Here is a 26,025-nt window from a genome sequence, read left to right on the forward strand (position 1 = left end):
CCGTGCCGGACACTCCGCGGGCAGAGGACGACGGTGTCACCGAGCGGCGGCTGCACCCGGTCACACCGTTCCGCCGGGCGTGGGCGCCGATCGCCGTGCTGGTCGGCTGGGCCGTGCACGACCCCGACCAGGCACACCGCCGGCTGACCAACCTGACCACCACCACGCTGCTGATCGGGCTGGCCGTGATCGTCCCGGCCGCCGCCCTGTACGGCTTTCTGACCTGGTGGTTCACCCACTTCGCGGTGACCGAGTCCGAGCTGCGCATCCGCACCGGCCTGCTGTTCCGGCGCACCGCGCACATCCGGCTCGAACGCGTCCAGGCCATCGACGTCACCCAGCCGCTGCTCGCCCGGGTGGCGGGCGTGGCCAAGCTGAAACTCGACGTCATAGGCACCGCCAAGAAGGACGAACTGGCCTTCCTGGGCGCCGACGAGGCCCGCGCGCTGCGCGCCGAGCTGCTCGCGCGGGCGGCCGGTTTCGCGCCGGAGACCGCCCACGAGGTCGGCGAGGCGCCCGCCACGCGGCTGCTGCGGGTGCCGCCCGGCGTCCTCGCCGTCTCGCTGCTGCTGACCGGCGCCACCTGGGGCACGCTGGCCGGCGCCGTCGTCGTACCCACCGTGCTGTGGGTGGTCACCCACAACCCGTGGACGGTCCTCGCCACCGCGGTGCCGCTGCTGGGCGCGGCGGGCGCGAGCAGCGTGGGGCGGTTCGTCGGCGAGTACGACTGGACGGTGGCCGAGTCTCCGGACGGGCTGCGCATCGACCACGGGCTGCTGGACCGGGCGCACGAGACGGTGCCGCCGGGGCGGGTGCAGACCGTGCGGATCGTGGAGCCGCTGCTGTGGCGCCGGCGCGGCTGGGTCCGGGTGGAGCTGGACGTGGCCGGCTCGACGAACTCCCTGCTGCTTCCGGTCGCCCCGCGCGGGATCGCCGAGTCCGTCGTCGCGCGCGTGCTGCCCGGGGTGACCGTGCCGCCGCGCTCCGCGCTGTCCCTGCCGCCGCGCCGGGCCGCGCGCTGCACGCCGCTGTGGTGGCGCGGCTACGGGTTCGCGGTGACGGACGCGGTGTTCGCCGCCGGGTACGGGCTGTTCAAGCGGCGCCTGGCGCTGGTGCCGCACGCCAAGGTGCAGAGCGTCCGCCTGGAGCACGGCCCGTGGCAGCGGGCGGTGGGGGTCGCCGACGTGCACGTGGACACGGGGGCGAACAAGACCGTGACGGCACGGCAGCGGGACCTCGGCGAGGCGACGGAGCTGCTGCGCGCCCAGGCGGAGCGGTCACGGACGGGACGCCGGGACGCACGACCGGACCGCTGGATGGCGCCCTGACTCCCCTGGGCGACGCCAGAAGCGCCCCCGCCCCGGCCGGCGCGGGACCGCACCCGGTCGGCGCGGGATCGGCCCGGACGGTGGGGCAGCCCGCGGGGGTGCGAGAGCGCCCCGGGCGGTGCGGAACCACGCGGGACCCTGCGGGACCACGCGGGACCACGCGGGGCCCTGCGGGACCACGCGGGCGCCGGGCGGTGGGGCGACCCCTGGGCGGTGCGGGAGCGCCTCGGGCAAGGCGCGGGACCGCACCCAGGCGGTGGAGCAGCCCACGGGGGCGCGGGAACGCCTCGGACAACGCGCGGAACCGCACCCGGGCGGTAGAGCAGCCCACGGGGGCGCGGGAGCGCCATAGGCGTTGCGGGGCCTGCCCGGGCGGCGCGGGACCGGCGCCCGGGCAGTGGGGCAACCCACGGGCGGTGCGGGAGCACCACACGCGGTGTGGGGGAACTCACGGCCGGTGCGGGAGCGCGCCGGGTGGTGTCAGGAGGCCGCAGGCCGTGTCAGGAGGCCGCGCTGCGCAGCCCCTCCACGTCGATCTGCTCCGTCTCGTCGTGGGCGGTCAGGTCGATCACCTGGCCCACGCCCCGGGACTCCTCGTCGGCCGGCTTGAACCCGGACTCGGCCTCGGCCTTGTGCAGGGCGAGGGCCTCCTGGCCGACCACGTCGGCGAGGTCCTCGTTCTGGACGGCCTCCAAAGCACTGCCGGAGGTCTTCGGCTCCGGGGCCTCCGGGGCCGGCTTGCTGTTGCCGAAGAAGTCGAAGCCGCCCTCGGTCACCGGGCGCCGGGCCGGCGCCGCGGGCGGTACGACGGCCACCGCGGTCGGCATCGCGAAGTGTCCGGAGCCCTGCCGGGTGGGTTCGGCGGGCGGCGCGGCGGGGGCGGCGGCCGGCTGCCCGTGTACGTCTGCCGCCCCGGACCGCCCCTGCTCCTCGTCCTCCTGCGCAGCTTCGGCAGCCGCTCCGGCGCCCTCGCGCTCCGGCGCGACCTCCGCTCCGACGCCCGCACGCTCCTGCGCGCCCTCGGCGGCCGTCCCGGCGCCCTCACCCTCGCGCGCGGCCTCGGCAGCCGCTCCGGCGCCCTCGCGGCGGCCGCCACCACCGCCGTCGCCGTCACCGTCGTCGCCACCGTCACCGTCGCCGTCGCCGTCCGCCCCGGCGTCGGCTGCGGCGCCGCCGGGCGCCACGGCGTCGGGGTCGAGCCGCGAGAGGGCCACACCGGCCCGCAGGAACAGCCGGGAGCCCTCGGGAGAGAACACCGCGGGCCCGTCCGGCTTCTCGTCCGAGGCCGCCGCATCGCCGGAGACTCCCGCGTCGCCGGAGACCCCTGCACCCTCCGAAGCTTCCGTGCCCTTCGAAGCCTCCGTGCCCGTCGAAGCCTCCGTACCCTTCGAGGCCTCCGTACCCTCCGAGGCCTCCGTACCGTGCGAGGCCGCCACGCCGTTCGCGGCTCCGGTGCCCGGGTCCTTCGAGCCCTCCGTGCCCGAGTCCTTCGAGCCCTCCGTGCCCAAGTCCTTCGCGGATTCCGCGGCGTCCGCGGCCCGCGCGCCCGTCGAACCCGTCGGCCCCAGCGGGCCCTTCACCGGCTCCAGGCCGCCCGCTGCCCCGGCGCCCTCCGGTACGGTCCCCGCGGCCCCCGCGGCCGCCGTCTCCCGCGCCGGCGCCGAACGGCCCGCGGGCAGCGCGGGCGTCGGGGCCGTGGCCTCTATCTCCAGCAGCCGACGGCCCTCCAGGGCGCTGGCCCGCTCGGTCTCCGCCGTGGCGTACCGGCGCAGCAGGGAGGCGTGCTCGTTGCGCAGCCCCGCCAGTTCCGCACGCTTGGCCCGCAGCCGCTGCTCCAGCTTCTTGCGCAGCTCGCGCGACTCCTCCAGGTCGGACTCCAGTTCGGCGACCCGCTCCTCGTACCGCCACTCGTCGCTCGCACGCGCGCGCGTGAGCTCGGCGACGCGCTTGCCGGCCTGCGTGTCCCAGCGGCGCATGACGACCGCCCCGGCGACCGCGGTCACCGCCGCGGCGGCGGCCAGCGCGCGCAGCACCGCCGCCTCGCCGAACACCCATGGGCCGAGGGCGCAGACGACGGACACGCCTGCGATCGCCGACGGAGGAAGCAGCCGGTGCAGAGGCGGGGAATGGCGATGACGTCCACGTGGCATGGCCAGAAACTTACCGCGCGTAGGCGATTCTTGGCTGCCCGCCCCCGCAAAAACACCGTCATCTCGGAAGTGTTCACAAGCCGTCAGGGAACAGCGGGGGAATTGGCCCGGATCAGCTCAAGATCATTTTTCGGGATCGCCGAGTCGGCCGCCGAGCCACTCCAGCGCCGGCGGAATCTCCCGACGCCACGTATTGAAGTTGTGGCCGCCGCTTTCCAGAATGATCGACGAGATCCGGGTGCGCCCGGTTGCCTTCACCCGCTCGATGAACTTCAGCGTGTCCCGGTAGTTCGACTCGCCGGTCCTGCTGCTGGTGACGAGCAGTGAGGTGTCCGGCGCCGGCCGGTGTTCGAGGCACCACCACAGGTCGGCGCGATTGCGCAGTTCCGCGTCGCCGTGAAAGAGATCGCCGGTGGTCGCGTCGACCGGCGCGTCGTAGTAGGCGGACAGGCCCGCCCCGGCCGCGTAGACCTCGGGATGGTGCAGCGCGAGCTTCAGTGCGCAGTAACCGCCCGTGGAATTCCCGATGATGCCCCAGCTCCCCGGCTTCCGGCCGACCCGGTAGTGCTCGCCGACGGCCTCGGGCAGATCCCGGGCGAAGAACGACTCCGTCTGCGGTCCGCCCGGGACGTCCACGCACTCCGTGTCGCGCGGGGGCGCGACCGTCGGCCGCAGCATCACCAGGATCATCGGCGGCATCCGGCCGGCCCCGGCCAGCTCCAGGGCGGTGCGCGGATAGCGGAGCTTGTCGACCAGCGCCGCGGCCGTGCCCGGATAGCCGGTCAGGACGACGGCCACCGGGAACGTACGGGTGCGGTGGCGGGGCTGGAAGTACTCCGGCGGCAGGTAGACGTAGGCGGGCGTGGCGATCCGCGTCGTACGGCCGACCAGCTCGATCTCCTGGATCCGGCCGGCGACCTCGGGACGGCCCCCGCCCGCGGCGCGCACCCGCCGTGTGTCCACCACCCGCAGGGGACCGCCCGCCGCGTCCGCAGCGTGGTCGACGACCACACCCCGGCCGGTCTCCCGCCCGAACAGGTCCGCCCAGCTCGCGTAGAACCCGAAGGACTGGTTGGCGGCCAGCCCCACGGCCGCGAAGAGCGCCGTCTGCGTGGCGAACAGCAGGCCGACGCGCCCGCCGACGGCCCGCCAGGACCGCCGGGCCAGCCGCGGCCACAGCCACACCGTGCCGGCGAACAGCAGCACCGCGGCCGCCACCGCCAGCACCAGCACCTTGTTGCTCGTGAGACCCATCTCCCGCTTCCTGCCGCGCTTTCCGTCCCTTGGCGAAGGGGAGTGAACCTCTCCCTCCGAGACACCGTCCTAGAGGGCGCAATGTCGCCGGATGCCCGAATCGGCACCGGATCCACGGTCTCCGCAGAACTATGGGATGCGATGTCTGTCAGGACAGATGAGGAAATGTCGGGTGCGGTTCCGAGCCCAAGGAGCCGGGCCGGCCGGCACGGTTCCGTACGCCGCCTGCTGCGCGGCCCGCGCCCGGAGGCCGTACCCGCCCTCGTCGGCAGAGCCTGCGCCCTGGTCGGCCTGCTGGACATCGCCGCCGGGGTCTTCCCGCGGTTCCGGCACAGCCGGATGCACGCCCTCGCCGAGGTGCTGCCCGGTGCGCTCGGCCCGTTCGCCGCGGCCCTCTCGCTCAGCGCCGGCGTGCTGTTGCTGCTGCTCGCCCACGGGCTCAGGCGCGGCAAGCGGCGGGCCTGGCGGGCCGGCGTGGCACTGCTGCCCCTCGGCGCCGTCGCCCAGTTCGGCTACCGCCACTCCCTCGTCGGCGTGGTGATCTCCCTGGCGCTGCTCTGGGCCCTGCTGCGCCACCGCGACCAGTTCGCGGCGCTGCCCGACCCGCGCAGCCGCTGGCGGGCGCTGGCCAACTTCGTCCTCATGGGCGCCGGTTCCCTGCTGCTCGGGCTGCTGGTCGTCAGCGCCCACCCGGGCCGCATGGTCGGCGATCCGAGCCTGGCCGACCGCCTCACCCACGTCATCTACGGCCTGTTCGGTGTCGAGGGCCCGGTCGACTACCGCGGTACGACGTCCTGGACGGTCGCCTTCTCCCTCGGCGCCCTGGGCCTGATCACCGCCGTCACCACCATCTACCTGGCCTTCCGCCCCGAACACCCCGCGGCCCGGCTGACCGAGGAGGACGAGGCCCGGCTGCGCGCCCTGATCGCCAAGCACGGCGGGCGCGACTCCCTCGGCCACTTCGCGCTGCGCCGAGACAAGGCCGTCGTCTTCTCTCCCAGCGGCAAGGCGGCCGTCACCTACCGCGTCGTCTCCGGCGTGATGCTCGCCAGCGGCGACCCGATCGGCGACGTCGAGGCCTGGCCCGGCGCCATCGAGCGGTTCATGGACGTCGCCCGCGCCCACTCCTGGACCCCCGCCGTCATGGGCTGCTCAGAGACCGGCGGCGAGGTGTGGACCCGCGAGACCGGGCTCGACGCCCTCGAACTCGGTGACGAGGCGGTGGTGGACGTCGCGGATTTCTCCCTCACCGGCCGCGCGATGCGCAACGTGCGCCAGATGGTCAAGCGCATCGAGCGCGCCGGTTACCAGACCCGGGTACGGCGCGTGGCTGACCTGGGGCAGAACGAGCTGGACCGCATCCGCCGCGCCGCCGACGACTGGCGCGGCACCGCCACCGAGCGCGGCTTCTCCATGGCCCTCGGCCGCATCGGTGACCCGGCCGACGGCGCCTGCCTGGTCGCCACCGCCCACAAGCCCGGCGCCGAGCCCGGCGCGTACGGCGATCTGAAGGCGGTCCTGCACTTCGTGCCGTGGGGCACCGACGGCGTCTCCCTGGACCTGATGCGGCGCGACCGGTCCGCCGACCCCGGCATGAACGAACTGCTGATCGTCGCGGCCCTCCAGGCTGCCCCGAAGTTCGGCATCGAGCGGGTCTCGCTGAACTTCGCGATGTTCCGCTCGGCGCTGGCACGCGGCGAGAAGATCGGCGCCGGACCGGTGCTGCGGGCCTGGCGCGGGCTGCTGGTGTTCCTCTCCCGCTGGTTCCAGATCGAGTCGCTGTACCGGTTCAACGCCAAGTTCCGGCCCCGTTGGGAGCCCCGCTTCGTGGTCTACCGCGCCTCCGCCGACCTGCCGCGCATCGGCCTGGCCGCGATGCAGGCGGAGGGCTTCCTCACCCTCTCCCTCCCGCTGCCGCGCTTCCTGCGCCGCCGCGCCTCCGGCGCGCGGCCGTGCGCCCACCGGCTGACGGAGGGCGACGTGCGGGCGGCCTGACCGGACCGAACGCCCGCGCGGGAGGGCGGGGACCGGTGGGGCCTACGCTGAACACATGAGCAAGCAGACCGGCCGCCGCCGCCACGTGGCGGGACTCACCGCATGGGACCGCTGCGCGGTCATGGGGGTCGTGAACGTCACCCCCGACTCCTTCTCCGACGGCGGCCACTGGTTCGACACGACGGCCGCGATCAAGCACGGCCTCGGCCTGGTCGCCGAGGGCGCGGACCTGGTCGACGTCGGCGGCGAGTCGACCCGCCCCGGCGCGACCCGCGTCGACGAGGAGGAGGAGCTGCGGCGTGTGGTCCCCGTCGTGCGCGGCCTGGCCTCCGAGGGCGTCACGGTCTCCGTCGACACCATGCGCTCCGGCGTCGCCGAGCAGGCCCTGGCGGCGGGGGCCGCCCTGGTCAACGACGTCAGCGGCGGACTCGCCGATCCCCGGATGATCCCGGTCGTCGCCGACGCCGGCTCCCCCTTCGTCGTCATGCACTGGCGCGGCTTCCTGGCGGGCGGCAACGTCCGGGGCGTCTACGACGACGTGGTCACCGAGGTCGTCGACGAGCTGCGCGCACGCGTGGAGGCCGTTCTGGAGGGCGGCATCGCCCCCGACCGCGTCGTCGTCGACCCCGGGCTCGGCTTCTCCAAGGACGCCGAGCACGACCTCGGCCTCCTGGCCCACCTCGACCGGCTCCTCGGCCTCGGCCACCCGCTGCTCGTCGCCGCCTCCCGCAAGCGGTTCCTCGGCCGGGTGCTGGCCGGGCCGGAGGGTGCCCCGCCGCCCGCGCGCGAGCGCGACGCGGCCACCGCCGCCGTCTCCGCGCTCGCGGCGCACGCCGGCGCCTGGGCGGTGCGCGTGCACGAGGTCCGCGCGACGGCTGACGCCGTGCGGGTCGCACGCGCCATCGAAGGGGCGCGCACGGCCGAGGACGCGCGTACGGCCGAAGAGGCGCGTACGGCGGGCCAGGGCTCGGAAGCAGCCCGGTGAGCGCCCCCCACACGGACGTCGAACAGGTCGAGGCGGCCAACACCGCCTTCTACGAGGCGGTGGAGCAGGGCGACTTCGAAGCGCTGTCCGCGCTCTGGCTCACCCCGTCCGACCTGGGCGTCGACGAGACGTACCACGACCCGGCGGACACCGGCGTGATCTCCTGCGTGCACCCGGGCTGGCCGGTCCTCACCGGCCGCGGCGAGGTGCTCAGGTCGTACGCGCTGATCATGGCGAACACGGACTACATCCAGTTCTTCCTGACCGACGTGCACGTCTCCGTCACCGGCGACACCGCCCTGGTGACCTGCACCGAGAACATCCTCAGCGGCGGGCCGGCCCCTGCCGACGGCGACGAACTGGGGCCGCTCGTCGGGCAGCTCGTGGTCGCCACCAACGTGTTCCGGCGCACGCCCTCCGGCTGGAAACTCTGGTCGCACCACGGCTCGCCCGTCCTGGCGGAAGAAGACGACGAGGAGAGCGGGGAAGCACCCTCCTGACGGGGTAGACGACGGGCATGGACCCCCGCGGGGACGCCCCGGGGACCCCACAGGTACCGAGAAGTGGTTGGAATCACCCACCGGCGGGTAAGAGCCGCCACCAACCCGTGAGCCGCCGGGTTCGCCAGGGGAAACGCGCGGTGAAATCCGCCGGCGCCCGCCGGGTCGCGCGCCCCCGAGGCCCGGCCCTGTCGGTGCCCGCGGGTAGATTCGACTCCAGGCCGGTGTGCCGCCCGCACGCGGTACCCGGCCGAGACCGACGACTGCAGGAGTGATTCGCGTGGATCGTGTCGCGCTGCGCGGCCTGAAGGCCCGCGGGCACCACGGTGTGTTCCCCAAGGAGCGCGAGGAGGGCCAGACCTTCCTCGTGGATCTCGTCCTTGGCCTGGACACCCGGCCGGCCGCGGCCGACGACGACCTGGCGAAGACCGTGCACTACGGCATCGTGGCGGAGGAGGTCGTGGCCGTCGTCGAGGGCGAGCCCGTCAACCTCGTCGAGACGCTCGCCGAGCGCATCGCCCAGGTCTGTCTGAAGCACGACGGGGTCGAGGAGGTCGAGGTGTGCGTCCACAAGCCGGACGCCCCGATCACCGTCCCCTTCGACGACGTGACCGTCACCATCACCCGGAGCCGAGTATGACTGCCTTCACCAAGGGTCCCACCGACCCGACCGTACAGCCGGTACCCGCCTCCGTCGTGGAGAAGGTCGACGCCGCCGACACCACGCTGTCCAACCCCAAACGCGCCGTGATCTCCCTCGGCTCCAACCTGGGCAACCGCCTGGAGACCCTCCAGGGCGCCATCGACGCCCTGGAGGACACCCCGGGCCTGCGCATCAAGGGCGTCTCCCCGGTCTACGAGACCGAGCCCTGGGGCGTCGAGCCCGGCACCCAGCCGTCGTACTTCAACGCGGTCGTGGTCCTGAAGACCACCCTCCCCCCGTCCTCCCTCCTGGAGCGGGCGCACGCGGTGGAGGAGGCCTTCCACCGCGTCCGGGACGAGCGCTGGGGCGCCCGGACCCTGGACGTCGACATCGTCGCCTACGCCGACGTCGTCTCCGACGACCCGCAGCTCACCCTGCCCCACCCGCGCGCCCACGAACGCGCCTTCGTCCTCGCCCCCTGGCACGACCTGGAGCCCGAGGCCCAGCTGCCCGGCCGCGGCCCGGTCGCCGATCTTCTGGGCGGCGTACCCCGCGAGGGCGTCGCGGCCCGCGGCGACCTGGAACTCCGGCTGCCCGAGTAGCCGTTAAGGTCGAGAGACCGAACCGGGGGGAAGGCGAAGGGACACCGTGAAAGAGCTGCGCATCAGGGTGCTGGTCGGCGTCTTCGTCGTGGCCGGGATCCTGTCCTGGGCGGGCGCCCGTCTGTGGAACTCGATCGGGACCCTGCCCAGCATCCCCCTGGCCGCCCCCATCGTGCTGGCCGCGATCGCCGCGATCCTCCTGGCCACGGCGCTCTCCCTGCGGGCCCGCCTCAAGGCTCAGCGGGAGCGCCGCCCGGAAGCGAAGGGCGTCGATCCGCTGATGGCCGCCCGCGCGGTGGTCTTCGGCCAGGCCAGCGCCCTGGTGGCCGCCCTTGTCGCCGGCATGTACGGCGGCACGGGCGTCTTCCTGCTGGAGTTCCTCGACATTCCCGCCCGCCGCGACCAGGCCGTCTACGCCGGTTTCTCGGTCCTGGCGGCCATCGCCGTCATAGCGGCCGCCATCTTCCTGGAGCGCGTCTGCAAGCTCCCGGAGGACGAGGACGACGACCACCCGGGCGCGGCCTCGCCGGCGTGACGTCCGGCGGCCTCAGCGCGCCATGATGAGGCTCATCGCCTCGTTGCGGGTCGCCACGTCCCGCAGCTGGCCGCGGACGGCGGAGGTCAGCGTCTTGGCGCCGGGCTTGCGGATGCCGCGCATCGACATGCACATGTGCTCGCACTCCACCACGACGATCACACCGCGCGGCTCCAGGATCTCCATCAGGGAGTCGGCGATCTGCGTGGTGAGACGTTCCTGCACCTGCGGGCGGCGGGCGTAGACGTCCACCAGGCGGGCGAGCTTGGACAGTCCGGTGATCTTGCCGCTGGTGGACGGGATGTAGCCGACGTGAGCGACGCCCCGGAACGGAACCAGATGGTGCTCACAGGTCGAGTACACCTCGATGTCCCGCACGAGCACCATCTCGTCGTGCCCGATGTCGAACGTCGTCGTCAGCACGTCCTCGGGCTGCTGCCACAGCCCCGCGAATATCTCCTTGTACGCCCGCGCCACCCGCGCCGGCGTCTCGCGCAGGCCCTCGCGGTCCGGGTCCTCGCCGACCGCGATCAGCAGTTCGCGTACGGCGTTCTCGGCCCGCTTCTCGTCGAACTCGCCGATCTGGCCCTCGCCGTCCAGCGTCACGGGGTCGGTCATCTGGTGCCTCGTTCCTGTCACTGTCGTGCCTGCGGCACACGGCACAACGGAAAATGCCGTGCCCCCCAGGCTAGAACCAAGGGGGGCACGGCATACATTCCGGCCCTGGTGGGGCCGCCGGGAGAGCCGGTCAGCTCTCGGGACGGTCCTCCGGGGCCCGCTCCGGTGCCGGGGCGGGCTCCGTCGTGGTGCTCTTGGCGGTGCTGATGGCCGGTGTCGCGCCGTTCGCTCCGTTGGTCAGTGCCAGCTCCTTGGGGGAGAGCACCGGCGGGCGGGTCGACGGCGTGCGCCGCGAGGAACCGGTCCAGGCGGGCCGGGGCGGGCGCTTGACGATCGGGGCGAAGATCTCGGCGATCTCCTCCTTGCCCAGGGTCTCCTTCTCCAGGAGGGCCAGGACCAGGTTGTCGAGGACGTCGCGGTTCTCGACCAGGATCTCCCACGCCTCGTTGTGCGCGGTCTCGATGAGCTTCTTGACCTCTTCGTCGACCAGCGCGGCGACCTCTTCCGAGTAGTCGCGCTGGTGGGACATCTCACGGCCGAGGAACGGCTCGCTGTTGTCGCCGCCGAACTTGATGGCGCCGAGCCGCTCGGTCATGCCGTACTGGGTGACCATCGCCCGCGCCAGGCCGGTGGCCTTCTCGATGTCGTTGGCGGCACCCGTGGTCGGGTCGTGGAAGACCAGTTCCTCGGCCGCCCGGCCGCCCAGCATGTAGGCGAGCTGGTCGAGCATCTCGTTGCGCGTGGTCGAGTACTTGTCCTCGTCCGGGAGCACCATCGTGTAGCCGAGGGCCCGGCCTCTGGACAGGATGGTGATCTTGTGGACCGGATCGGAGTTCGGTGAGGCCGCCGCGACCAGGGCGTGCCCGCCCTCGTGGTACGCGGTGATCTTCTTCTCCTTGTCCGACATGATCCGGGTCCGCTTCTGCGGGCCCGCCACCACGCGGTCGATCGCCTCGTCCAGCATGTGGTTGTCGATCAGCTTCTGGTCGCTGCGGGCCGTCAGCAGGGCGGCCTCGTTCAGCACGTTGGCGAGATCGGCACCGGTCATGCCGGGCGTACGGCGGGCGACGGCCGACAGGTCGACGTCGGGCGCCACCGGCTTGCCCTTCTGGTGGACCTTGAGGATCTCCAGACGGCCCTGCATGTCCGGGCGGTCGACGGCGATCTGCCGGTCGAAGCGGCCGGGGCGCAGCAGCGCCGGGTCGAGGATGTCGGGCCGGTTCGTCGCGGCGATGAGGATCACGCCGCCCTTGACGTCGAAGCCGTCCATCTCGACGAGCAGCTGGTTCAGGGTCTGCTCGCGCTCGTCGTGACCGCCGCCGAGGCCGGCGCCGCGGTGGCGGCCGACCGCGTCGATCTCGTCGACGAAGACGATCGCCGGGGCGTTGGCCTTCGCCTGCTCGAACAGGTCACGGACCCGGGAGGCACCGACACCGACGAACATCTCGACGAAGTCGGAACCGGAGATCGAGTAGAACGGGACGCCCGCCTCGCCCGCGACGGCACGCGCGAGCAGGGTCTTGCCGGTGCCGGGAGGCCCGTAGAGCAGGACGCCCTTGGGGATCTTGGCGCCGACTGCCTGGAACTTCGCCGGTTCCTGCAGGAACTCCTTGATCTCGTGGAGTTCCTCGACCGCCTCGTCCGACCCGGCGACGTCGGAGAACGTCGTCTTCGGGGTGTCCTTGGTGATGAGCTTGGCCTTGGACTTGCCGAAGTTCATCACCCGGCTGCCGCCGCCCTGCATCTGATTCATCAGGAACAGGAAGACGACCACGATCAGGACGAAGGGCAGCAGGGAGAGCAGGATGCCGACGAACGGGTTCTGCTTGGACGGCGAGACCGTGTAGCCGTCCGGGATCTGCTTGTCCTGGTATTTGTTCTGCAGCGTGTTGGCGATGTCCACGCCTTGGTCGCCGATATAGCTCGCCTGGATCTTCGAGCTGTCCTCGATCTTTTCGCCGTCCTTGAGCTGGACCTTGATGGTCTGCTCATCGCCGGTGGTCAGCTTGGCCGACTCGACCTGGTTCTGGTTGATCGCCTGGACGACCTGGCCTGTGTCCACCGTCTTGTAGCCGCCGGACGAACCGACGACCTGCATCAACACGACCACGGCAAGGACGGCCAGCACGATCCACATGACCGGCCCACGGAAGTATCGCTTCACGTCCATCCACACGGAGCGGTGCCGCCCCGTCCCTCCTGCCATAGTGAGTTTGATAAGACAGTTCTTCCGACGGTACCCCAGCCTGGTCGCCCGAAGCCGCACAGGACGTCTGGCAATCCCGTCTGCATGCTCCAACGGCGCGGGACCCGCCAGGGTTCCCGATCACCGCCCGAAACCGCTCCGGTGGCGTTCAGCCGCCGTACACGTGGGGCGCGAGCGTACCCACGAACGGGAGGTTGCGGTACTTCTCGGCGTAGTCGAGGCCGTAGCCGACGACGAACTCGTTGGGGATGTCGAATCCGACCCACTCCACGTCGATGGCCACCTTCGCGGCGTCCGGCTTGCGCAGCAGCGTGCACACCTTGAGGGAGGCGGGCTCGCGCGAGCCGAGGTTGGACAGCAGCCAGGACAGGGTCAGGCCGGAGTCGATGATGTCCTCGACGATCAGGACGTGCTTGCCCTTGATGTCGGTGTCGAGGTCCTTCAGGATCCGCACGACGCCGGAGGACTGGGTGCCCGCGCCGTAGGAGGACACGGCCATCCAGTCCATCGTGACCGGGGTGGACAGCGCCCGGGCCAGGTCGGCCATGACCATCACCGCGCCCTTGAGGACGCCGACGATGAGCAGGTCCTTGCCCGCGTACTCCGCGTCGATCTTCGCGGCCAGCTCGGCCAGCTTCGCGTCGATCTCTTCCTTGGTGATGAGCACCTGCTGGAGGTCGGCACCCATGTCTTTCGCGTCCACCCGCATCACTTTCGGTCGTCCCGCTCTTCGGCCCGTATCCGCACCGTCCACGGCCCGCGCCGGCGGGCCGGTGGGGGGTCGGATTCAGCCTTGCCGAATCACCAGTCTGCCACCCTGCCGGTGGGCGACGACTCTGCCGGGGAGGTTGATGGCCTTCTGGCCGCGCCAGCCGGTGATCAGCCGGTCGACTTCCTCGATGTGACGGGCGAACAGCGAACCGGCCGGGGCACCGGCCTCGATGGCGGCGCGGCGCAGGATCCGGCGGCGTACGGCCGAGGGCAGGGCGTAGAGCTTGCCGCACTCCAGCCCGCCCGCGGCGTCGCGGACGCCGGCCTCGGCCTGGCGGGCCCAGGTGTCGAGGGCGTCGGCGTCGTCGCGGGAGAGCTGGGCCGTCCGGGCGAGGGCCTCGACGACGCCCTTGCCGAGGGCCTTCTCGAGGGCCGGCAGGCCTTCGTGGCGCAGCCGGGAGCGGGTGTAGGCCGGGTCGGCGTTGTGGGGGTCGTCCCAGACGGGCAGGGACTGGACCATGCAGGCCTTGCGGGCGGTCTGCCGGTCGAGCTGGAGGAAGGGGCGCCGGTAACGGCCGCCGGCCCCCGAGACCGCGGCCATGCCCGACAGGGAGCGGATGCCGGAGCCGCGGGCGAGCCCCAGCAGGACGGTCTCGGCCTGGTCGTCGCGGGTGTGGCCGAGCAGTACGGCGGCGGCGCCGTGGCGTTCGGCGGCGGCGTCGAGGGCGGCGTAGCGGGCGTCGCGCGCGGCGGCCTCGGGGCCGGCGCCCCGGCCGACGGTCACGGCGGTGGACTCGACGGGGTCCAGACCGAGCTCGCGCAGCCGCAGGACGACCTCCTCGGCGCGCAGGTCGGAGCCGGGCTGGAGACCGTGGTCGACGGTGATGCCGCCGGCCCGGACGCCGAGCCGGGGCGCCTCGAAGGCCAGGGCGGAGGCGAGCGCCATGGAGTCGGCGCCGCCGGAGCACGCCACGAGCACGATCGGCGGCGGCGGCCGGTCGGGTACGCGCTCGGCGGCCGTCCCGGCGGGGACGCCGGCCGTGGTGTGCAGTTCGGTGAGGATGTCGTGGAGGACGCGGCGGACCGCCAGGCGTATCGCCGCGACCGCAGGATGGGGACCCATGTCCGGTGCCCTTCAGGATGTTTTCGGGGGGTGAACCCGTGTCGGTCACGCAGAGTGTGTAGATGGTGACAGAAACGGGCCGTTCCCCGAGCATTGCACGCCTGCCGGGGGCTCACGGTCCCTCGGACGGGTGATTGGAGGGGCGTTCGCCTGCCGACGGCCGGATCCGTTTCACGCCCTTCCCGCCCCGGTTCACCCCTCGGGCCTGCGATGCACCCGCGCGATCCAGTCCGCCGGTTTGGCGATCTCCGTCTTGGTGGGGAGGGTGTTCGGGGAGGTCCACACGCGGTTGAAGCCGTCCATGCCGACCTGGTCGACGACCGCGCGGACGAACCGCTCGCCGTCCCGGTACTGCCGGAGCTTGGCGTCCAGGCCGAGCAGTTTGCGCAGGGCGAGGTCGAGCCGGGAGGCGCCCTTGGCGCGGCGCTGCTGGAACTTCTCGCGGATCTCGCCCACGGTCGGTACGACATCGGGTCCGACGCCGTCCATGACGAAGTCGGCGTGGCCCTCCAGCAGCGACATCACGGCCGTGAGGCGGCCGAGGATCTCCCGCTGGGCGGGGCTCTGCACCAGCTCGACCAGGGACCGGCCGCCGTCGTCCTCCTCGCCCTCGGGCCGGCCGCCGGCCAGCGCCTGGGCGGCCTCGCGGACGCGCTCCAGGACGGTCATCGGGTCGACGTCGGTCTCCGCTAGGAACGACTGGATTTCGCCCTGGAGGTGGTCCCGCAGCCAGGGCACCGCGGTGAACTGCGTGCGGTGCGTCTCCTCGTGCAGGCACACCCACAGGCGGAAGTCGTGGGGCTCGACGTCCAGTTCCCGCTCGACGTGGACGATGTTGGGGGCGACGAGCAGGAGCCGGCCGCCGCCGTTCTGGCCGGCCGGGAGTTCGCGGGTGGCCGGGGCGAAGGTCTCGTACTGGCCGAGGACGCGGGAGGACAGGAACGACAGCAGCATGCCCAGCTCGACGCCGGTGACCTTGCCGCCGACGGCGCCGAGGACGGCTCCGCCGGGAGTGCTGCCGCGGCGCTGCTGCATCTTGTCGAGCAGCGGTTTGAGCAGTTCGCGGAAGCCGGCGACGTTGGCCCGGACCCAACCCGGGCGGTCGACGACGAGGACGGGGGTGTCGTCGACCTCGTCGGAGACCATACGGGTGAAGCCCCGGACGTGTTCCTCCGAGGCCTTGGCATGCCGGCGAAGTTCCGCGACGACGGCGCGGGCCTCGTCGCGGCTCACCTCGGGGCCCGGCCGTACCAGGCGGGTCGCGGTCGCGACCGCGAGGTTCCAGTCGACCATCCCGGAAGATGCAGCACCACCGATGCTCGTCATGCGTCAACCGTACGTGAGCGCTGCGGTCGGGGGCAGGCTGTGCGGGCCGGGGGAGGCTGCCGCCCGTCGAGCCGGCGCCCGGCGCCTCGCCCACGGCGGGGCGGGGGTGCGGTCAGCCGCAGCCGCAGTCGGCCAGGGTCGTCGCCAGCCTGTCCAGGGTCGACTGGGCCGTTGCCGTGTTCGCCGTGTCCGAGGCCAGGAAGGCGAAGGCCAGGGCGTGGCCGTCCCGGGTGACCACCGTGCCGGACAGGGTGTTGACCCCGGTCAGGGTGCCGGTCTTGGCGCGTACGAGGCCGGCCGCGCCGTCGGTGTAGCGGCTGGTCAGCGTGCCGGTGAAGCCGGCGACCGGGAGGCCGGTGAGGACGGACCGGAGTTCGGGATGGTCCGGGTCGGCCGCCGTGACGAGCAGGGTGGTGAGGGCGTCGGCGGTGAGGCGGCCGGTGCGGTCCAGGCCGCTGCCGTCGCGCACCTCGACGCCGGTGAGGGGGACGCCGAGCTGCCCGAGGCGGGCCTCGATCGCGGCGGAGGCACCGGCGAAGTCCGCGCGTTTCCCGGTGGCCAGTGCCGTGTGGCGGGCGAGGGCCTCGGCGATGTCGTTGTCGCTGTTGGTCAGCATCCGCTCGACCAGGGCGGACAGCGGGGGCGAGGAGACGGTGGCGAGGGTGCCGGCGCGGTTCGTCGCCTTGGAGGGGCCGGGCGGCGTCGCCGTGATGCCGTGGTCGGCCAGGAGGCCGGCGAAGGTGCGGGCGGCGTCGGCGGCCGGGTCGGCCACGCGCGGCACCGGGCCCCGGGTGGAGCCGTCGGTGCGGGCCTCGTCGGTCATCAGGGCGGTGACCTCGGCGAGGTTGCCGTTGACCCCGATCGGGTGCATCGCGTCGCCGGCGTAGAGGGTGGTGTCGTAGGACAGCGTCACCTCGCGTACGTCGCGCTTCTTCAGTGCGGTGGCGGTCCGGTCGGCGAGGGTGCGCAGGCTCGCGAGGCCTCCCCCGCCGTCGGGGCGGGCGGTGAGGGTGGGGTCGCCGCCGCCGACCAGGACGAGTTCGCCGGTGTCGGGTTCGAGGGCGGTGCGGGTGGTGAGGCGGTGGTCGGGGCCGAGGGCGGTCAGCGCCGCGGCGGCGGTGGCGATCTTGGTGGTGGAGGCGGGGGTGAGGGAGGCGCCGACGCCCGTGCCGTACAGGCGCCGGCCCGTGGCGAGGTCGACGACCGACGCCGCGTGACGGGTGCCGAGGGCCGGGTCCTTCAGGAGGGGGTCCAGGGCGTCGGCGAGGGCCGGTCCGCGCGGCGCCGGTCCGGTGGCGTCGAGGCCGGTCAGGACGGACGCGGCGCTGGGCGCGGGCCGGGGCGCGCCCGAGGTCGTACCGGAGCCGCCGGGTCCGTGACCGTGATCTGTGCCACCCATGGTCTCCAGGGCAACGGCCCGGTCCCGCTCGGCCGTACGCTGACCCGTGGAGTCCCAGGGGCCCACGGCGGTCACCACACCGGCGGCCAGCGCCAGCCCGGCGGTGGCGGCGCCCGCGGTGTACTGCCAGGTCTTCGGCCTCGCGGTCCGGGCGAGCCGCGCGACCCGCGGATCGGCGGCCCGCGCGGCGCGTGCCAGACGCGGACGTACGGCGCCCGCGGCGCGCACCAGGCGCGGTCTCGCGGACCGCCACGGCCTCAGCTTGGGCACGACCACCAGCCCCTTTCGCGATCACCCACCTGCGTGAGGGACACTTAACCACCAGAACTATGTGCTGATCATGGAGGAGCGTCCGGTGGAGTTCGACGTCACGATCGAGATCCCGAAGGGTTCGCGGAACAAGTACGAGGTGGACCACGAGACGGGTCGGATCCGCCTGGACCGTCGGCTCTTCACCTCGACCGCCTACCCGACCGACTACGGCTTCGTCGAGAACACCCTCGGCGAGGACGGCGACCCGCTGGACGCGCTGGTCATCCTGGACGAGCCGACGTTCCCGGGCTGCCTGATCCGCTGCCGCGCGATCGGCATGTTCCGCATGACCGACGAGGCCGGCGGCGACGACAAGCTGCTGTGCGTGCCGTCGACGGACCCGCGTGTGGAGCACCTGCGTGACATCCACCACGTCTCGGAGTTCGACCGCCTGGAGATCCAGCACTTCTTCGAGGTCTACAAGGACCTGGAGCCCGGCAAGTCGGTCGAGGGCGCCAACTGGGTGGGCCGCACGGACGCGGAGGCCGAGATCGAGCGCTCCTACAAGCGGTTCGAGGAGCAGGGCGGTCACTGAGCCCCCACCCGTCTCGCACCGTCCGACGGGCCGCACGCGCACGCGTGCGGCCCGTCCGCGTTTGGGTGCGCATACTGAGGGCTACAGGAGGGTTTGTTCGAGGTAGGGAGCGCAACGCACGTGACGGACGCGGAGGACCGCAAGCCGCAGTCGGACGAGGCCAGGAGTGCCTTCCGGCAGCCGGCCGGGACCGCGGCATCGATCGACGGCGAATCGTCGACGACATCCGAGTTCGCCATCCCGCAGGGGCTGGCCGTCCCCCGCGCGGACACCGAGTCCGAGATCACCTCGGAGTTCGCGCTGCCGCAGGGGATGGACGCTCCGCACGCGCCGCATGCCGAGCCCGAGGGGTCGGCGTTCAACCCGCCCAGGACCTACCGGGCGCGCAGCGCCCCGCCGGCCTTCACCCCGCCGGCCGGCGTACCGGCGGTGCCGCTGGCCAAGGACGTGCCCTGGCAGGACCGGATGCGGGCGATGCTGCGCATGCCGGTGGCCGACCGTCCCGCGCCGGAGAAGGAACCGCGGCACGAGGACGAGACCGGCCCGGCCGTGCCGCGCGTGCTCGACCTGACGCTGCGTATCGGCGAGCTGCTGCTGGCGGGCGGCGAGGGCGCCGAGGACGTGGAGGCGGCGATGTTCGCCGTCTGCCGCTCCTACGGTCTGGACCGCTGCGAGCCGAACGTCACCTTCACCCTGCTGTCGATCTCGCACCAGCCGTCGCTGGTGGAGGACCCGGTGACGGCGTCGCGGACGGTACGCCGCCGGGGCACCGACTACACGCGGCTGGCGGCCGTGTTCCAGCTGGTGGACGACCTCAGCGACCCGGAGACGCACATCTCCCTGGAGGAGGCCTACCGGCGGCTGGCGGAGATCCGGCGCAACCGGCACCCGTACCCCACGTGGGTGCTGACCACGGCGACCGGGCTGCTCGCGGGCTCGGCCTCGGTGCTCGTCGGCGGTGGTCCGACGGTGTTCCTCGCGGCGATGATCGGCGCCATGCTGGGCGACCGGCTGGCGTGGCTGTGCGCCGGGCGCGGGCTGCCGGAGTTCTACCAGTTCGCGGTGGCCGCGATGCCGCCGGCCGCGGTCGGTGTCGCGCTGACGCTGGCGCACGTCGACGCGAAGGCGTCCGCGGTCATCACCGGTGGCCTGTTCGCGCTGCTGCCCGGGCGGGCGCTGGTGGCGGGGGTGCAGGACGGTCTGACCGGCTTCTACATCACCGCGTCGGCACGCCTGCTGGAGGTCATGTACTTCTTCGTCAGCATCGTGGCCGGGGTCCTGATGGTGCTGTACTTCGGCGTCCAGATGGGGGCGAAGCTCAATCCCGACGACAAGCTGGGCACGGGCGACCAGCCGGTGGTGCAGATCTGCGCGGCCATGATGCTGTCGCTGGCCTTCGCCGTGCTGCTCCAGCAGGAACGATCCACTGTGCTGGCGGTGACCCTGAACGGCGGCGTGGCGTGGAGCGTGTTCGGCGCCATGCACCTCGCGGGTGACATCTCGCCGGTGGCGTCGACGGCCGCGGCGGCGGGGCTGGTGGGGCTGTTCGGGCAGTTGATGTCCCGGTACCGGTTCGCGTCGGCGCTGCCGTACACGACCGCGGCGATCGGGCCCCTGCTGCCGGGTTCGGCGACCTACTTCGGTCTGCTGGGCATCGCGCAGAGCGAGATCGACGGCGGGCTCGTCTCGCTGTCCAAGGCGGTGGCGCTGGCGATGGCCATCGCCATCGGGGTGAATCTCGGGTCGGAGATCTCGCGGTTGTTCCTGAAGGTGCCGGGGGCCGCGAGTGCGGCGGGGCGCCGGGCGGCGAAGCGGACGCGGGGATTCTGACGCAGGGGGCCCGCGCACTCGGTTCCTTCCGCCGGGGCGCGGGGTGCCCCGCGCCCCTCAGCGTTTCAGTAGCCCTGGTTGTAGGGGTGCTGGGTGCTGCCCTGCCGGCCGCCGTACTGCTGCTGCCCGTAGCCCTGCGGGTACTGTTGGGCGTACGGCTGCTGGTGCTGCTGGTGGCCGTTCTGGCCGCCGTAGCCCTGGTCGTACGGCTGCTGCGGGTCGATGCGGCGGAGCTGGGTGGTCGCGTCGTCCAGCGGCGGGTACAGCGGCTGGGGCTGCGCCTGCGGCCGGGGCTGGGGCTGCGGTGACAGGGGACCGGCGGCCGCGGCGCGCTTCTTCTTGCCTCGTTCGCGGAGGTACTCGACGATGATCGGCACGACGGAGAGGAAGACGATCAGGACGAGGATCGCCTCGACGTTGGTCCGGATGAGCTCGATCTGGCCGAGCCAGTACCCCGCGACGGTGACGCCCGAGCCCCAGGCGATGCCGCCGATGACGTTGTACGTCAGGAAGGTGCGGTACTTCATGCGGCCGGCGCCCGCCACGATGGGGGCGAAGGTGCGCACGATCGGGACGAAGCGGGCCAGGACGATCGCCTTGGGGCCGTACTTCTCCATGAACTCGTGGGCCTTCTCCAGGTTCTCCTGCTTGAAGAGTCTGGAGTTGGGGCGGTTGAAGATCCGCGGGCCGAAGAACTTGCCGATCGTGTAGCCCACCTGGTCGCCGATGACGGCGGCCAGCACGATCAGGAGGCAGACCAGCCACAGCGGCTGGCTGATGTACTCGCCCTGGGCGACGAACAGGCCCGCGGTGAACAGCAGCGAGTCACCGGGCAGGAAGGCGAAGAGGCCGGACTCGGCGAAGACGATCAGCAGGATGCCGGGGAGGCTGAAGGTCGAGATCAGGTAGTCCGGGCTGAGCCACTCGGGGCCGAGCGCAAGCGTGGTCACGGGAATGTGGCTCCTGCTGCTGGGAAGCGGGCGGGGACTGGCTGCCCAAAAGTATCAACGCAGCCGTGGTGGTACTGGTTCCACGGGTCCTCCGGGGTGCGCCGCGGGCCCACCGGGGGAACTGTGGGAACCATGGGCATCGAAGAATACGGCGGCGGGCAGGATCCGGAACCCGATGTGCTCGTCGTGACCACGAATGACGTACCCGGCTACCGCGTGCGGGAGGTGCTCGGGGAGGTCTTCGGGCTGACCGTACGCTCCCGGCACCTGGGGAGCCAGATCGGCGCCGGGCTGAAGTCGCTGGTCGGGGGTGAGCTGCGCGGGCTCACCAAGACGCTGGTCGAGACCCGCAACCAGGCGATGGAGCGGCTCGTCGAGCAGGCACGCGCGCGTGGCGCCAACGCCGTGCTGGCCTTCCGGTTCGACGTGACGGAGGCCGCGGACGTCGGCACCGAGGTGTGCGCCTACGGGACGGCGGTGGTCGTGGCCCGGGAGTGAGCCGGGCCACGGCCCCTCAGGAGGAGTGCCGGGCGGCGTTGGCGGCGATCGCGTCCCGCAGGTAGGCGGCGAGACCGGGCCCGGCCTTGTCGATGTTCCGTGTGAACCGCTCGTCCGAGACGTACATCTCGCCCAGACAGGTGTGCATCTCGTGTCCGCAGTCGTAGTGGTTGCGGGAGATCCACCGGCGGTGCTCCTCGGCGGCGTCCATCGCCGCCCCGGAGTCCGCCGGCTCGCCGGCCTCCATCAGGGCGACGAACCGCCGGGTGATCTCGTCGGCCTCGCGCTGGATGCGCAGCCAGTCCTCCTTGGTGTAGGACGCGGCGCGCTGCCGCGACTGCCGGTAGGCGTCGCTGCCGCCCCAGCGCTCCTGCACCTCGTCCTCGTACCGGTCCGGGTCGAAGTCCCCGAACACCTCGAACTTCTCCTCGGGCGTGAGGTTGATGCCCATCTTCCGTGCCTCCATGGCGTGCTCCACGGCCGCCGCCATCTTCTGCAGCTTCTCGATCCGGGCGGTCAGCAGCCGGTGCTGGCGGCGCAGGTGCGCGCGCGGGTCCGCGGCCGGGTCGTCGAGCAGGGCGGCGACCTCGTCGAGCGGGAAGCCGAGTTCCCGGTAGAACAGGACCTGCTGCAGCCGGTCGAGATCGGCGTCGCTGTAACGCCGGTGGCCCGCGTGGCTGCGCTCGCTGGGCACGAGCAGGCCGATGTCGTCGTAGTGGTGCAGGGTGCGCACCGTGACGCCGGCGAACCCGGCCACCTGTCCCACGGAGTAGCTCACTTCCGCTCCCTTCCTCTTGCGCACTCCACGCTGCCGCCTCACGCGACGTGACGTGCAAGCCCGGCGACGCGGCTCGGCGGGAGCCCGGCGGCTGCGGGACCCGGCGGTCAGCGGATCCTGGCGCCGTACACGTGGTCGACCGTCATCGTCATCAGGACCCGGCGGTCGGAGACCATCACCGAGCGGTACTCGTCCCAGTCGGGGTGCTCGCCGGCGGCCAGGCGGTAGTAGCGCACCAGCGCCTCGACCTCCGGGCCGTGCGGGTCGGTGCCCGGTCCGGTGAGCGTCGCCATGCCCTCGGCGGCGGCCCAGGAGCCGCCGTCGGGGCTGGTGACCTCCAGGGTGGCGCGGGGATCGCGGCGGAGGTTGGCCGTCTTGGCGCGCCCCTCGGTCATGGAGACGTGAATGACCTCTTCCGCTGGGTCGTAGAAGGGCGTGACGGGGGACAACTGCGGCCGGCCGTCCGCCTTGATGGTCGCCAGGACGCCGAGCCGGCTCTCCGCCAACAGGGTGCGGGGGTCGAAGGAGGAGGTGGTCATGGGCGCACTCCGGGCGGCTCGCGGAAGTATTCGATCACCGCAGCGTAGCCGTCGCCGGGTCCCTCGGCGACGGCTGCGCACTGCCCGGCGTGAGGCCCCTGGCGGCGCCGCGCGGCTAGCGGCTCAGCCGGGCGAACCTCCGTACCGCCAGCGGGAAGAACACCGCCAGCAGGACCAGCGGCCAGACGATCGCCGGCCATACGTGCCCGGACTCGCCGCCGGGGCCGCCGAACAGGTCCCGCACGGCCGTCGCCGTGTGGGACATCGGGTTCCACTGGACGACCATGCCCAGCCAGTCGGGCATGGACTCGGGCGTGGCGAACGCGTTGGACAGGAAGCCGACCGGCCAGACCAGGATCTGCACCGCCTGCACCATCTCCGGCTTCCCGGCCACCAGCGCCAGGTGGATGCCGATCCACAGCATCGCGAACCGGAAGAGGAGCAGCAGGCCGACGGCCCCGAGGAAGGCGCCCAGCCCGCCGTGGGCACGCCAGCCGAGCGCCAGCCCGGTGCCGAACAGCACGACGAGGGCGATCGCCGACTGGAGCATGTCGGCGGCCGAACGGCCCACCAGCACCGCGCCGTTGGTCATCGGCATGGCCCGGAAGCGGTCGACGACGCCCTTGTTGAGATCCTGGGTGACGGCGATCATCGTGCCCTCCAGGCCGAAGGCCATGGTGAGCGCGAGCATCCCGGGGACGAGGTAGTCGACGTAGTCCCCGCTCAGCCCCCGGCCGCCGCCGATGAGGTAGCCGAACATCAGCAGGAGCATGACGGGGAAGACGACGTTGACGACGACCGCGACCGGCTGCCGTCCCCAGCGGGCCAGCTCCCGCCGGGTCATGGTCCAGGAGTCGGTGAGGGCGTAGGTGACGGTGCTCATGCGGCCTCCTCCGTGCGGTCGGTGAGGTGCAGGAACACCTCGTCCAGTGTCGGGCGGCGCAGGGCGACGTCCTCCGCCTCGATCCCGGCCTCCTCCAGGGCCCGCACGACCCGGGAGAGCGCCGTCATCCGGTCGGTGACCGGCGCGCTGAGCAGCCGGCGGTCGGCGTCGACCGTGACGCCGTCGAGCGGCAGCAGGGCGACCGCGGCGCCGAGGCGGCCGGCGTCGCGCAGGACGACGTCGATGCGGTCGCCGCCGGTGGCCGCCTTCAGCTCGTCGGCGGTGCCGTCGGCGATGACCCGGCCGGCGGCGACCACCGAGATGCGGTCGGCGAGCTGGTCGGCCTCCTCCAGGTACTGCGTGGTGAGCAGGACCGTCGTACCGCCGCCGACCAGGGAGCGGACCGCCTCCCAGACCTCGGCGCGGCCCCGCGGGTCGAGGCCCGTCGTCGGCTCGTCCAGGAAGAGCACCTCCGGTTCGGTGATCAGGGACGCGGCCAGGTCCAGGCGGCGCCGCATGCCGCCGCTGTAGGCCTTGACCGGTTTGCGTCCGGTTTCGGTGAGGTCGAAGCGCGCCAGAAGTTCGTCGGCACGCGCGCGTGCCCTGCGGACGCCCAGGTGGTGGAGGCGGCCGAACATCTGCAGGTTCTGCCGGCCGCCCAGTTCCTCGTCGAGGGCCGCGTGCTGGCCGAGCAGGCCGATGCGCATGCGCACCTCGTACGCCTGGCGCACCACGTCGCGGCCGGACACCTCGATCCGGCCGGCGTCCGGCCGCAGCAGTGTGGACAGGACCCTCACCAGCGTGGTCTTGCCCGCGCCGTTGGGGCCCAGCACCCCGTGGACCGTGCCCCGCGCGACCGTCAGATCGAGCCCGTCGAGCGCCTGCTTGCCGCCCTTGCCGCTCTTGCCCCCGTACGTCTTGCGTGCCCCTTCGACGGTGATCGCCGCGTCGGCCACGGATTCTCCTTCGCTAGTCAACCTTGACTACTCGCTCGAAGGTATCCCCTCCGCCAAGATTAGTCAAACTTGATTAGCGGACTTCGGGCTCAGCGGCCGTCCTCGGGGTGCCGCTCCCCCGTCGCGTACGGGTTCTCCTCGCCCTCGCGCAGCACGCCGACGAACGGCTCCCCCTCGCCGGCGAAGGTGTACGCGCCGCCCCGGATGCGCTCGATCAGACCGCGGGTCCACTCCGCGCCGGTGTCCGCGGAGTGGATCCACAGGTGCATGATCTCGCCGATGTGGCCGAGCTGCCCGGGACCGTCCTCGGGCGTGTAGTACTCCGTGACGTCCTTGCGCCACTCCTGGATCGCCCGCACCCGCTCCTCCAGCAGCGCGAGCACCTCCGCACGGCCCAGGTCGACCATCAGGCCCACCCCGGCGGAGAGGACGTCCGGCTTCTGGTTGTAGGCGGTGAGGGACTCCCGCAGCAGCGCGAAGTACTCCTCGGTGCCCTTCTCGGTGATCTCGTACTCGGTGCGCGGCGGGCCGCCGGCGGTCGACGGGGCGGTCTCGTGCTCGTGCAGCAGCCCCTGCTTCGCCATCTGCTTCAACGCGTGGTAGATCGAGCCGGGCTTGGCGTTGGACCACTCGTGCGCGCCCCAGTACTCCAGGTCGTTGCGCACCTGGTAGCCGTGGGCCCGCCCGTGCTGGCGCACCGCGCCGAGCACCAGGAGACGGATCACTGACATGCGGTCCAGAGTAGGCCGCGGACCGTCATCCCCAGGAGCTGCCCTGCTCCTTCGCGACCAGATCCCAGGCGGAGGCGCCGTCCAGCGACTCCCGGATGATGTCGGCGTGGCCGGCGTGCCGGGCGGTCTCGCGGATCAGGTGCAGGCACAGCCAGCGCATCGAGACCCGCCCGTCCGGCGGGAACCAGGGGTCGTTCGGCAGCGGGAAGGTGTCGTCCAGGCTCGGCACCGCGCGGATGAACTCCTCCGTCTCGGCCGCGACCTTCTCCCAGTACGCCAGCTGCCCGGACACCGTCTCGTCACCGACCAGCCGGAAGGTCTCGTCCCAGTTCGACTCGTCCCGGTGGACGGCCGGCGGCTCCTGCTTGGCGCGGGCCAGCCAGCCCTGCTCGACCTCGGCGACGTGCTTGATCAGCCCGCCCAGGGACAGCTCACTGGCGCTGGGACGGGAGGAGGCCTGCTCGTCCGTGAGCCCCAGCACCGACCGCCGGATGCCGCCGCGCTGCTCGGCCAGGAAGGCCAGGAGCGCCCCCCGCTCGTCACCGTGCGCCTCGGCTCCCACATGTGTGACCATGACCGGCCGCCTTTCGTCTGGTTCGGTCGCTGCTGCCTGACACACATGACGTTACGAGCCCTTG

The 26,025-nt window shown here is 72.5% G+C and carries 25 protein-coding genes; 10 read left to right on the top strand and 15 right to left on the bottom strand.

The window, feature by feature from the left end; translation table 11 throughout:
* The first annotated feature begins 2 nt into the window (after positions 1 to 2).
* A complete protein-coding gene (locus ACLGIH_RS14845; protein ID WP_416525721.1) occupies positions 3 to 1,328 on the top strand; it encodes a PH domain-containing protein in 1,326 nt (441 codons plus the stop codon).
* A 500-nt stretch (positions 1,329 to 1,828) separates the two neighbouring features.
* Here ACLGIH_RS14845 and ACLGIH_RS14850 read toward each other — a convergent pair whose 3' ends face one another.
* Together ACLGIH_RS14850 and ACLGIH_RS14855 are read right to left on the bottom strand one after the other, a co-directional pair.
* Entirely contained in the window at positions 1,829 to 3,478 is a 1,650-nt protein-coding gene (locus tag ACLGIH_RS14850; protein WP_416525722.1) for a coiled-coil domain-containing protein, read from the bottom strand.
* 123 nt (positions 3,479 to 3,601) lie between these two features.
* On the bottom strand, positions 3,602 to 4,732 hold the full coding sequence (locus ACLGIH_RS14855) for an alpha/beta hydrolase (RefSeq protein ID WP_416525723.1): 1,131 nt from the start codon (positions 4,730 to 4,732) through the stop codon (positions 3,602 to 3,604).
* 165 nt (positions 4,733 to 4,897) lie between these two features.
* Between ACLGIH_RS14855 and ACLGIH_RS14860 the strand changes: the two genes are divergently transcribed.
* From ACLGIH_RS14860 to ACLGIH_RS14885, 6 genes are all read left to right on the top strand, one after another.
* Positions 4,898 to 6,727 carry a phosphatidylglycerol lysyltransferase domain-containing protein gene (locus ACLGIH_RS14860; protein WP_416525724.1) on the top strand — a complete coding sequence of 610 codons (1,830 nt, stop codon included), beginning with the start codon at positions 4,898 to 4,900 and terminating at the stop codon, positions 6,725 to 6,727.
* A 55-nt stretch (positions 6,728 to 6,782) separates the two neighbouring features.
* The gene (gene folP / locus ACLGIH_RS14865; protein WP_416525725.1) at positions 6,783 to 7,712 is read left to right on the top strand and encodes a dihydropteroate synthase; all 930 of its coding nucleotides are present in this window, start codon (positions 6,783 to 6,785) and stop codon (positions 7,710 to 7,712) included.
* Positions 7,709 to 8,212 (top strand): nuclear transport factor 2 family protein, encoded by a 504-nt coding sequence (locus tag ACLGIH_RS14870; RefSeq protein WP_416525726.1) that lies wholly within the window; start codon positions 7,709 to 7,711, stop codon positions 8,210 to 8,212. The genes folP and ACLGIH_RS14870 overlap by 4 nt, the downstream gene beginning before the upstream one ends.
* A 280-nt stretch (positions 8,213 to 8,492) precedes the next feature.
* The gene (folB, locus tag ACLGIH_RS14875) at positions 8,493 to 8,852 is read left to right on the top strand and encodes a dihydroneopterin aldolase (RefSeq protein WP_416525727.1); all 360 of its coding nucleotides are present in this window, start codon (positions 8,493 to 8,495) and stop codon (positions 8,850 to 8,852) included.
* Positions 8,849 to 9,457 carry a 2-amino-4-hydroxy-6-hydroxymethyldihydropteridine diphosphokinase gene (folK, locus tag ACLGIH_RS14880; protein WP_416525728.1) on the top strand — a complete coding sequence of 203 codons (609 nt, stop codon included), beginning with the start codon at positions 8,849 to 8,851 and terminating at the stop codon, positions 9,455 to 9,457. The genes folB and folK overlap by 4 nt, the downstream gene beginning before the upstream one ends.
* A gap of 46 nt (positions 9,458 to 9,503) precedes the next feature.
* A complete protein-coding gene (locus ACLGIH_RS14885) occupies positions 9,504 to 9,992 on the top strand; it encodes a DUF3180 domain-containing protein (protein ID WP_416525729.1) in 489 nt (162 codons plus the stop codon).
* 12 nt (positions 9,993 to 10,004) lie between these two features.
* On the opposite strand, the gene folE is transcribed toward ACLGIH_RS14885, so the two are convergent.
* The 6 genes from folE to dacB form a co-directional block, all read right to left on the bottom strand.
* Complete coding sequence (gene folE / locus ACLGIH_RS14890; protein WP_416525730.1) at positions 10,005 to 10,610, bottom strand: GTP cyclohydrolase I FolE; 606 nt, start codon at positions 10,608 to 10,610, stop codon at positions 10,005 to 10,007.
* A gap of 130 nt (positions 10,611 to 10,740) precedes the next feature.
* Positions 10,741 to 12,780 carry an ATP-dependent zinc metalloprotease FtsH gene (gene ftsH, locus ACLGIH_RS14895; protein ID WP_416529388.1) on the bottom strand — a complete coding sequence of 680 codons (2,040 nt, stop codon included), beginning with the start codon at positions 12,778 to 12,780 and terminating at the stop codon, positions 10,741 to 10,743.
* Between the two features lie 184 nt (positions 12,781 to 12,964).
* Entirely contained in the window at positions 12,965 to 13,525 is a 561-nt protein-coding gene (gene hpt / locus ACLGIH_RS14900; RefSeq protein WP_332884572.1) for a hypoxanthine phosphoribosyltransferase, read from the bottom strand.
* Between the two features lie 78 nt (positions 13,526 to 13,603).
* Positions 13,604 to 14,650, bottom strand: coding sequence for a tRNA lysidine(34) synthetase TilS (gene tilS / locus ACLGIH_RS14905; RefSeq protein ID WP_416525731.1), 1,047 nt, complete (start codon positions 14,648 to 14,650; stop codon positions 13,604 to 13,606).
* Positions 14,651 to 14,842: 192 nt separating this feature from the next.
* Positions 14,843 to 15,976 carry a zinc-dependent metalloprotease gene (locus ACLGIH_RS14910; RefSeq protein ID WP_416525732.1) on the bottom strand — a complete coding sequence of 378 codons (1,134 nt, stop codon included), beginning with the start codon at positions 15,974 to 15,976 and terminating at the stop codon, positions 14,843 to 14,845.
* A 112-nt stretch (positions 15,977 to 16,088) separates the two neighbouring features.
* Positions 16,089 to 17,651: a D-alanyl-D-alanine carboxypeptidase/D-alanyl-D-alanine endopeptidase gene (gene dacB / locus ACLGIH_RS14915; protein ID WP_416525733.1), complete on the bottom strand. Its 1,563-nt coding sequence runs from the start codon at positions 17,649 to 17,651 to the stop codon at positions 16,089 to 16,091.
* 79 nt (positions 17,652 to 17,730) lie between these two features.
* Here dacB and ACLGIH_RS14920 point away from each other — a divergent pair, with 79 nt between their 5' ends.
* Positions 17,731 to 18,222: an inorganic diphosphatase gene (locus ACLGIH_RS14920; RefSeq protein ID WP_030422725.1), complete on the top strand. Its 492-nt coding sequence runs from the start codon at positions 17,731 to 17,733 to the stop codon at positions 18,220 to 18,222.
* A 120-nt stretch (positions 18,223 to 18,342) separates the two neighbouring features.
* A complete protein-coding gene (locus tag ACLGIH_RS14925) occupies positions 18,343 to 20,052 on the top strand; it encodes a threonine/serine exporter family protein (protein WP_416525734.1) in 1,710 nt (569 codons plus the stop codon).
* Between the two features lie 65 nt (positions 20,053 to 20,117).
* Here the strand turns inward: ACLGIH_RS14925 and ACLGIH_RS14930 are convergent, their stop codons facing one another.
* Positions 20,118 to 21,002 carry a DedA family protein gene (locus tag ACLGIH_RS14930; protein WP_416525735.1) on the bottom strand — a complete coding sequence of 295 codons (885 nt, stop codon included), beginning with the start codon at positions 21,000 to 21,002 and terminating at the stop codon, positions 20,118 to 20,120.
* A 132-nt stretch (positions 21,003 to 21,134) separates the two neighbouring features.
* Here ACLGIH_RS14930 and ACLGIH_RS14935 point away from each other — a divergent pair, with 132 nt between their 5' ends.
* On the top strand, positions 21,135 to 21,500 hold the full coding sequence (locus ACLGIH_RS14935) for a YbjQ family protein (RefSeq protein WP_416525736.1): 366 nt from the start codon (positions 21,135 to 21,137) through the stop codon (positions 21,498 to 21,500).
* Between the two features lie 16 nt (positions 21,501 to 21,516).
* Here the strand turns inward: ACLGIH_RS14935 and ACLGIH_RS14940 are convergent, their stop codons facing one another.
* The 6 genes from ACLGIH_RS14940 to ACLGIH_RS14965 all read right to left on the bottom strand — a co-directional run bounded on the left by ACLGIH_RS14940 (position 21,517) and on the right by ACLGIH_RS14965 (position 25,961).
* Positions 21,517 to 22,278 (bottom strand): MerR family transcriptional regulator, encoded by a 762-nt coding sequence (locus ACLGIH_RS14940; protein WP_416525737.1) that lies wholly within the window; start codon positions 22,276 to 22,278, stop codon positions 21,517 to 21,519.
* Between the two features lie 107 nt (positions 22,279 to 22,385).
* Positions 22,386 to 22,817 carry a PPOX class F420-dependent oxidoreductase gene (locus ACLGIH_RS14945; protein ID WP_416525738.1) on the bottom strand — a complete coding sequence of 144 codons (432 nt, stop codon included), beginning with the start codon at positions 22,815 to 22,817 and terminating at the stop codon, positions 22,386 to 22,388.
* Positions 22,818 to 22,932: 115 nt separating this feature from the next.
* On the bottom strand, positions 22,933 to 23,700 hold the full coding sequence (locus ACLGIH_RS14950) for an ABC transporter permease (RefSeq protein ID WP_416525739.1): 768 nt from the start codon (positions 23,698 to 23,700) through the stop codon (positions 22,933 to 22,935).
* Positions 23,697 to 24,656 (bottom strand): ATP-binding cassette domain-containing protein, encoded by a 960-nt coding sequence (locus ACLGIH_RS14955; protein WP_416525740.1) that lies wholly within the window; start codon positions 24,654 to 24,656, stop codon positions 23,697 to 23,699. Before ACLGIH_RS14955 ends, ACLGIH_RS14950 begins: the two co-directional genes overlap by 4 nt.
* Positions 24,657 to 24,745: 89 nt before the next feature.
* Positions 24,746 to 25,387: a PadR family transcriptional regulator gene (locus ACLGIH_RS14960; protein WP_416525741.1), complete on the bottom strand. Its 642-nt coding sequence runs from the start codon at positions 25,385 to 25,387 to the stop codon at positions 24,746 to 24,748.
* A 25-nt stretch (positions 25,388 to 25,412) separates the two neighbouring features.
* Positions 25,413 to 25,961: a DinB family protein gene (locus ACLGIH_RS14965; protein WP_416525742.1), complete on the bottom strand. Its 549-nt coding sequence runs from the start codon at positions 25,959 to 25,961 to the stop codon at positions 25,413 to 25,415.
* Positions 25,962 to 26,025: the final 64 nt, after the last annotated feature.

The organism is Streptomyces hamibioticus, assembly GCF_047946815.1.
In the GTDB taxonomy this organism is placed as follows: domain Bacteria; phylum Actinomycetota; class Actinomycetes; order Streptomycetales; family Streptomycetaceae; genus Streptomyces.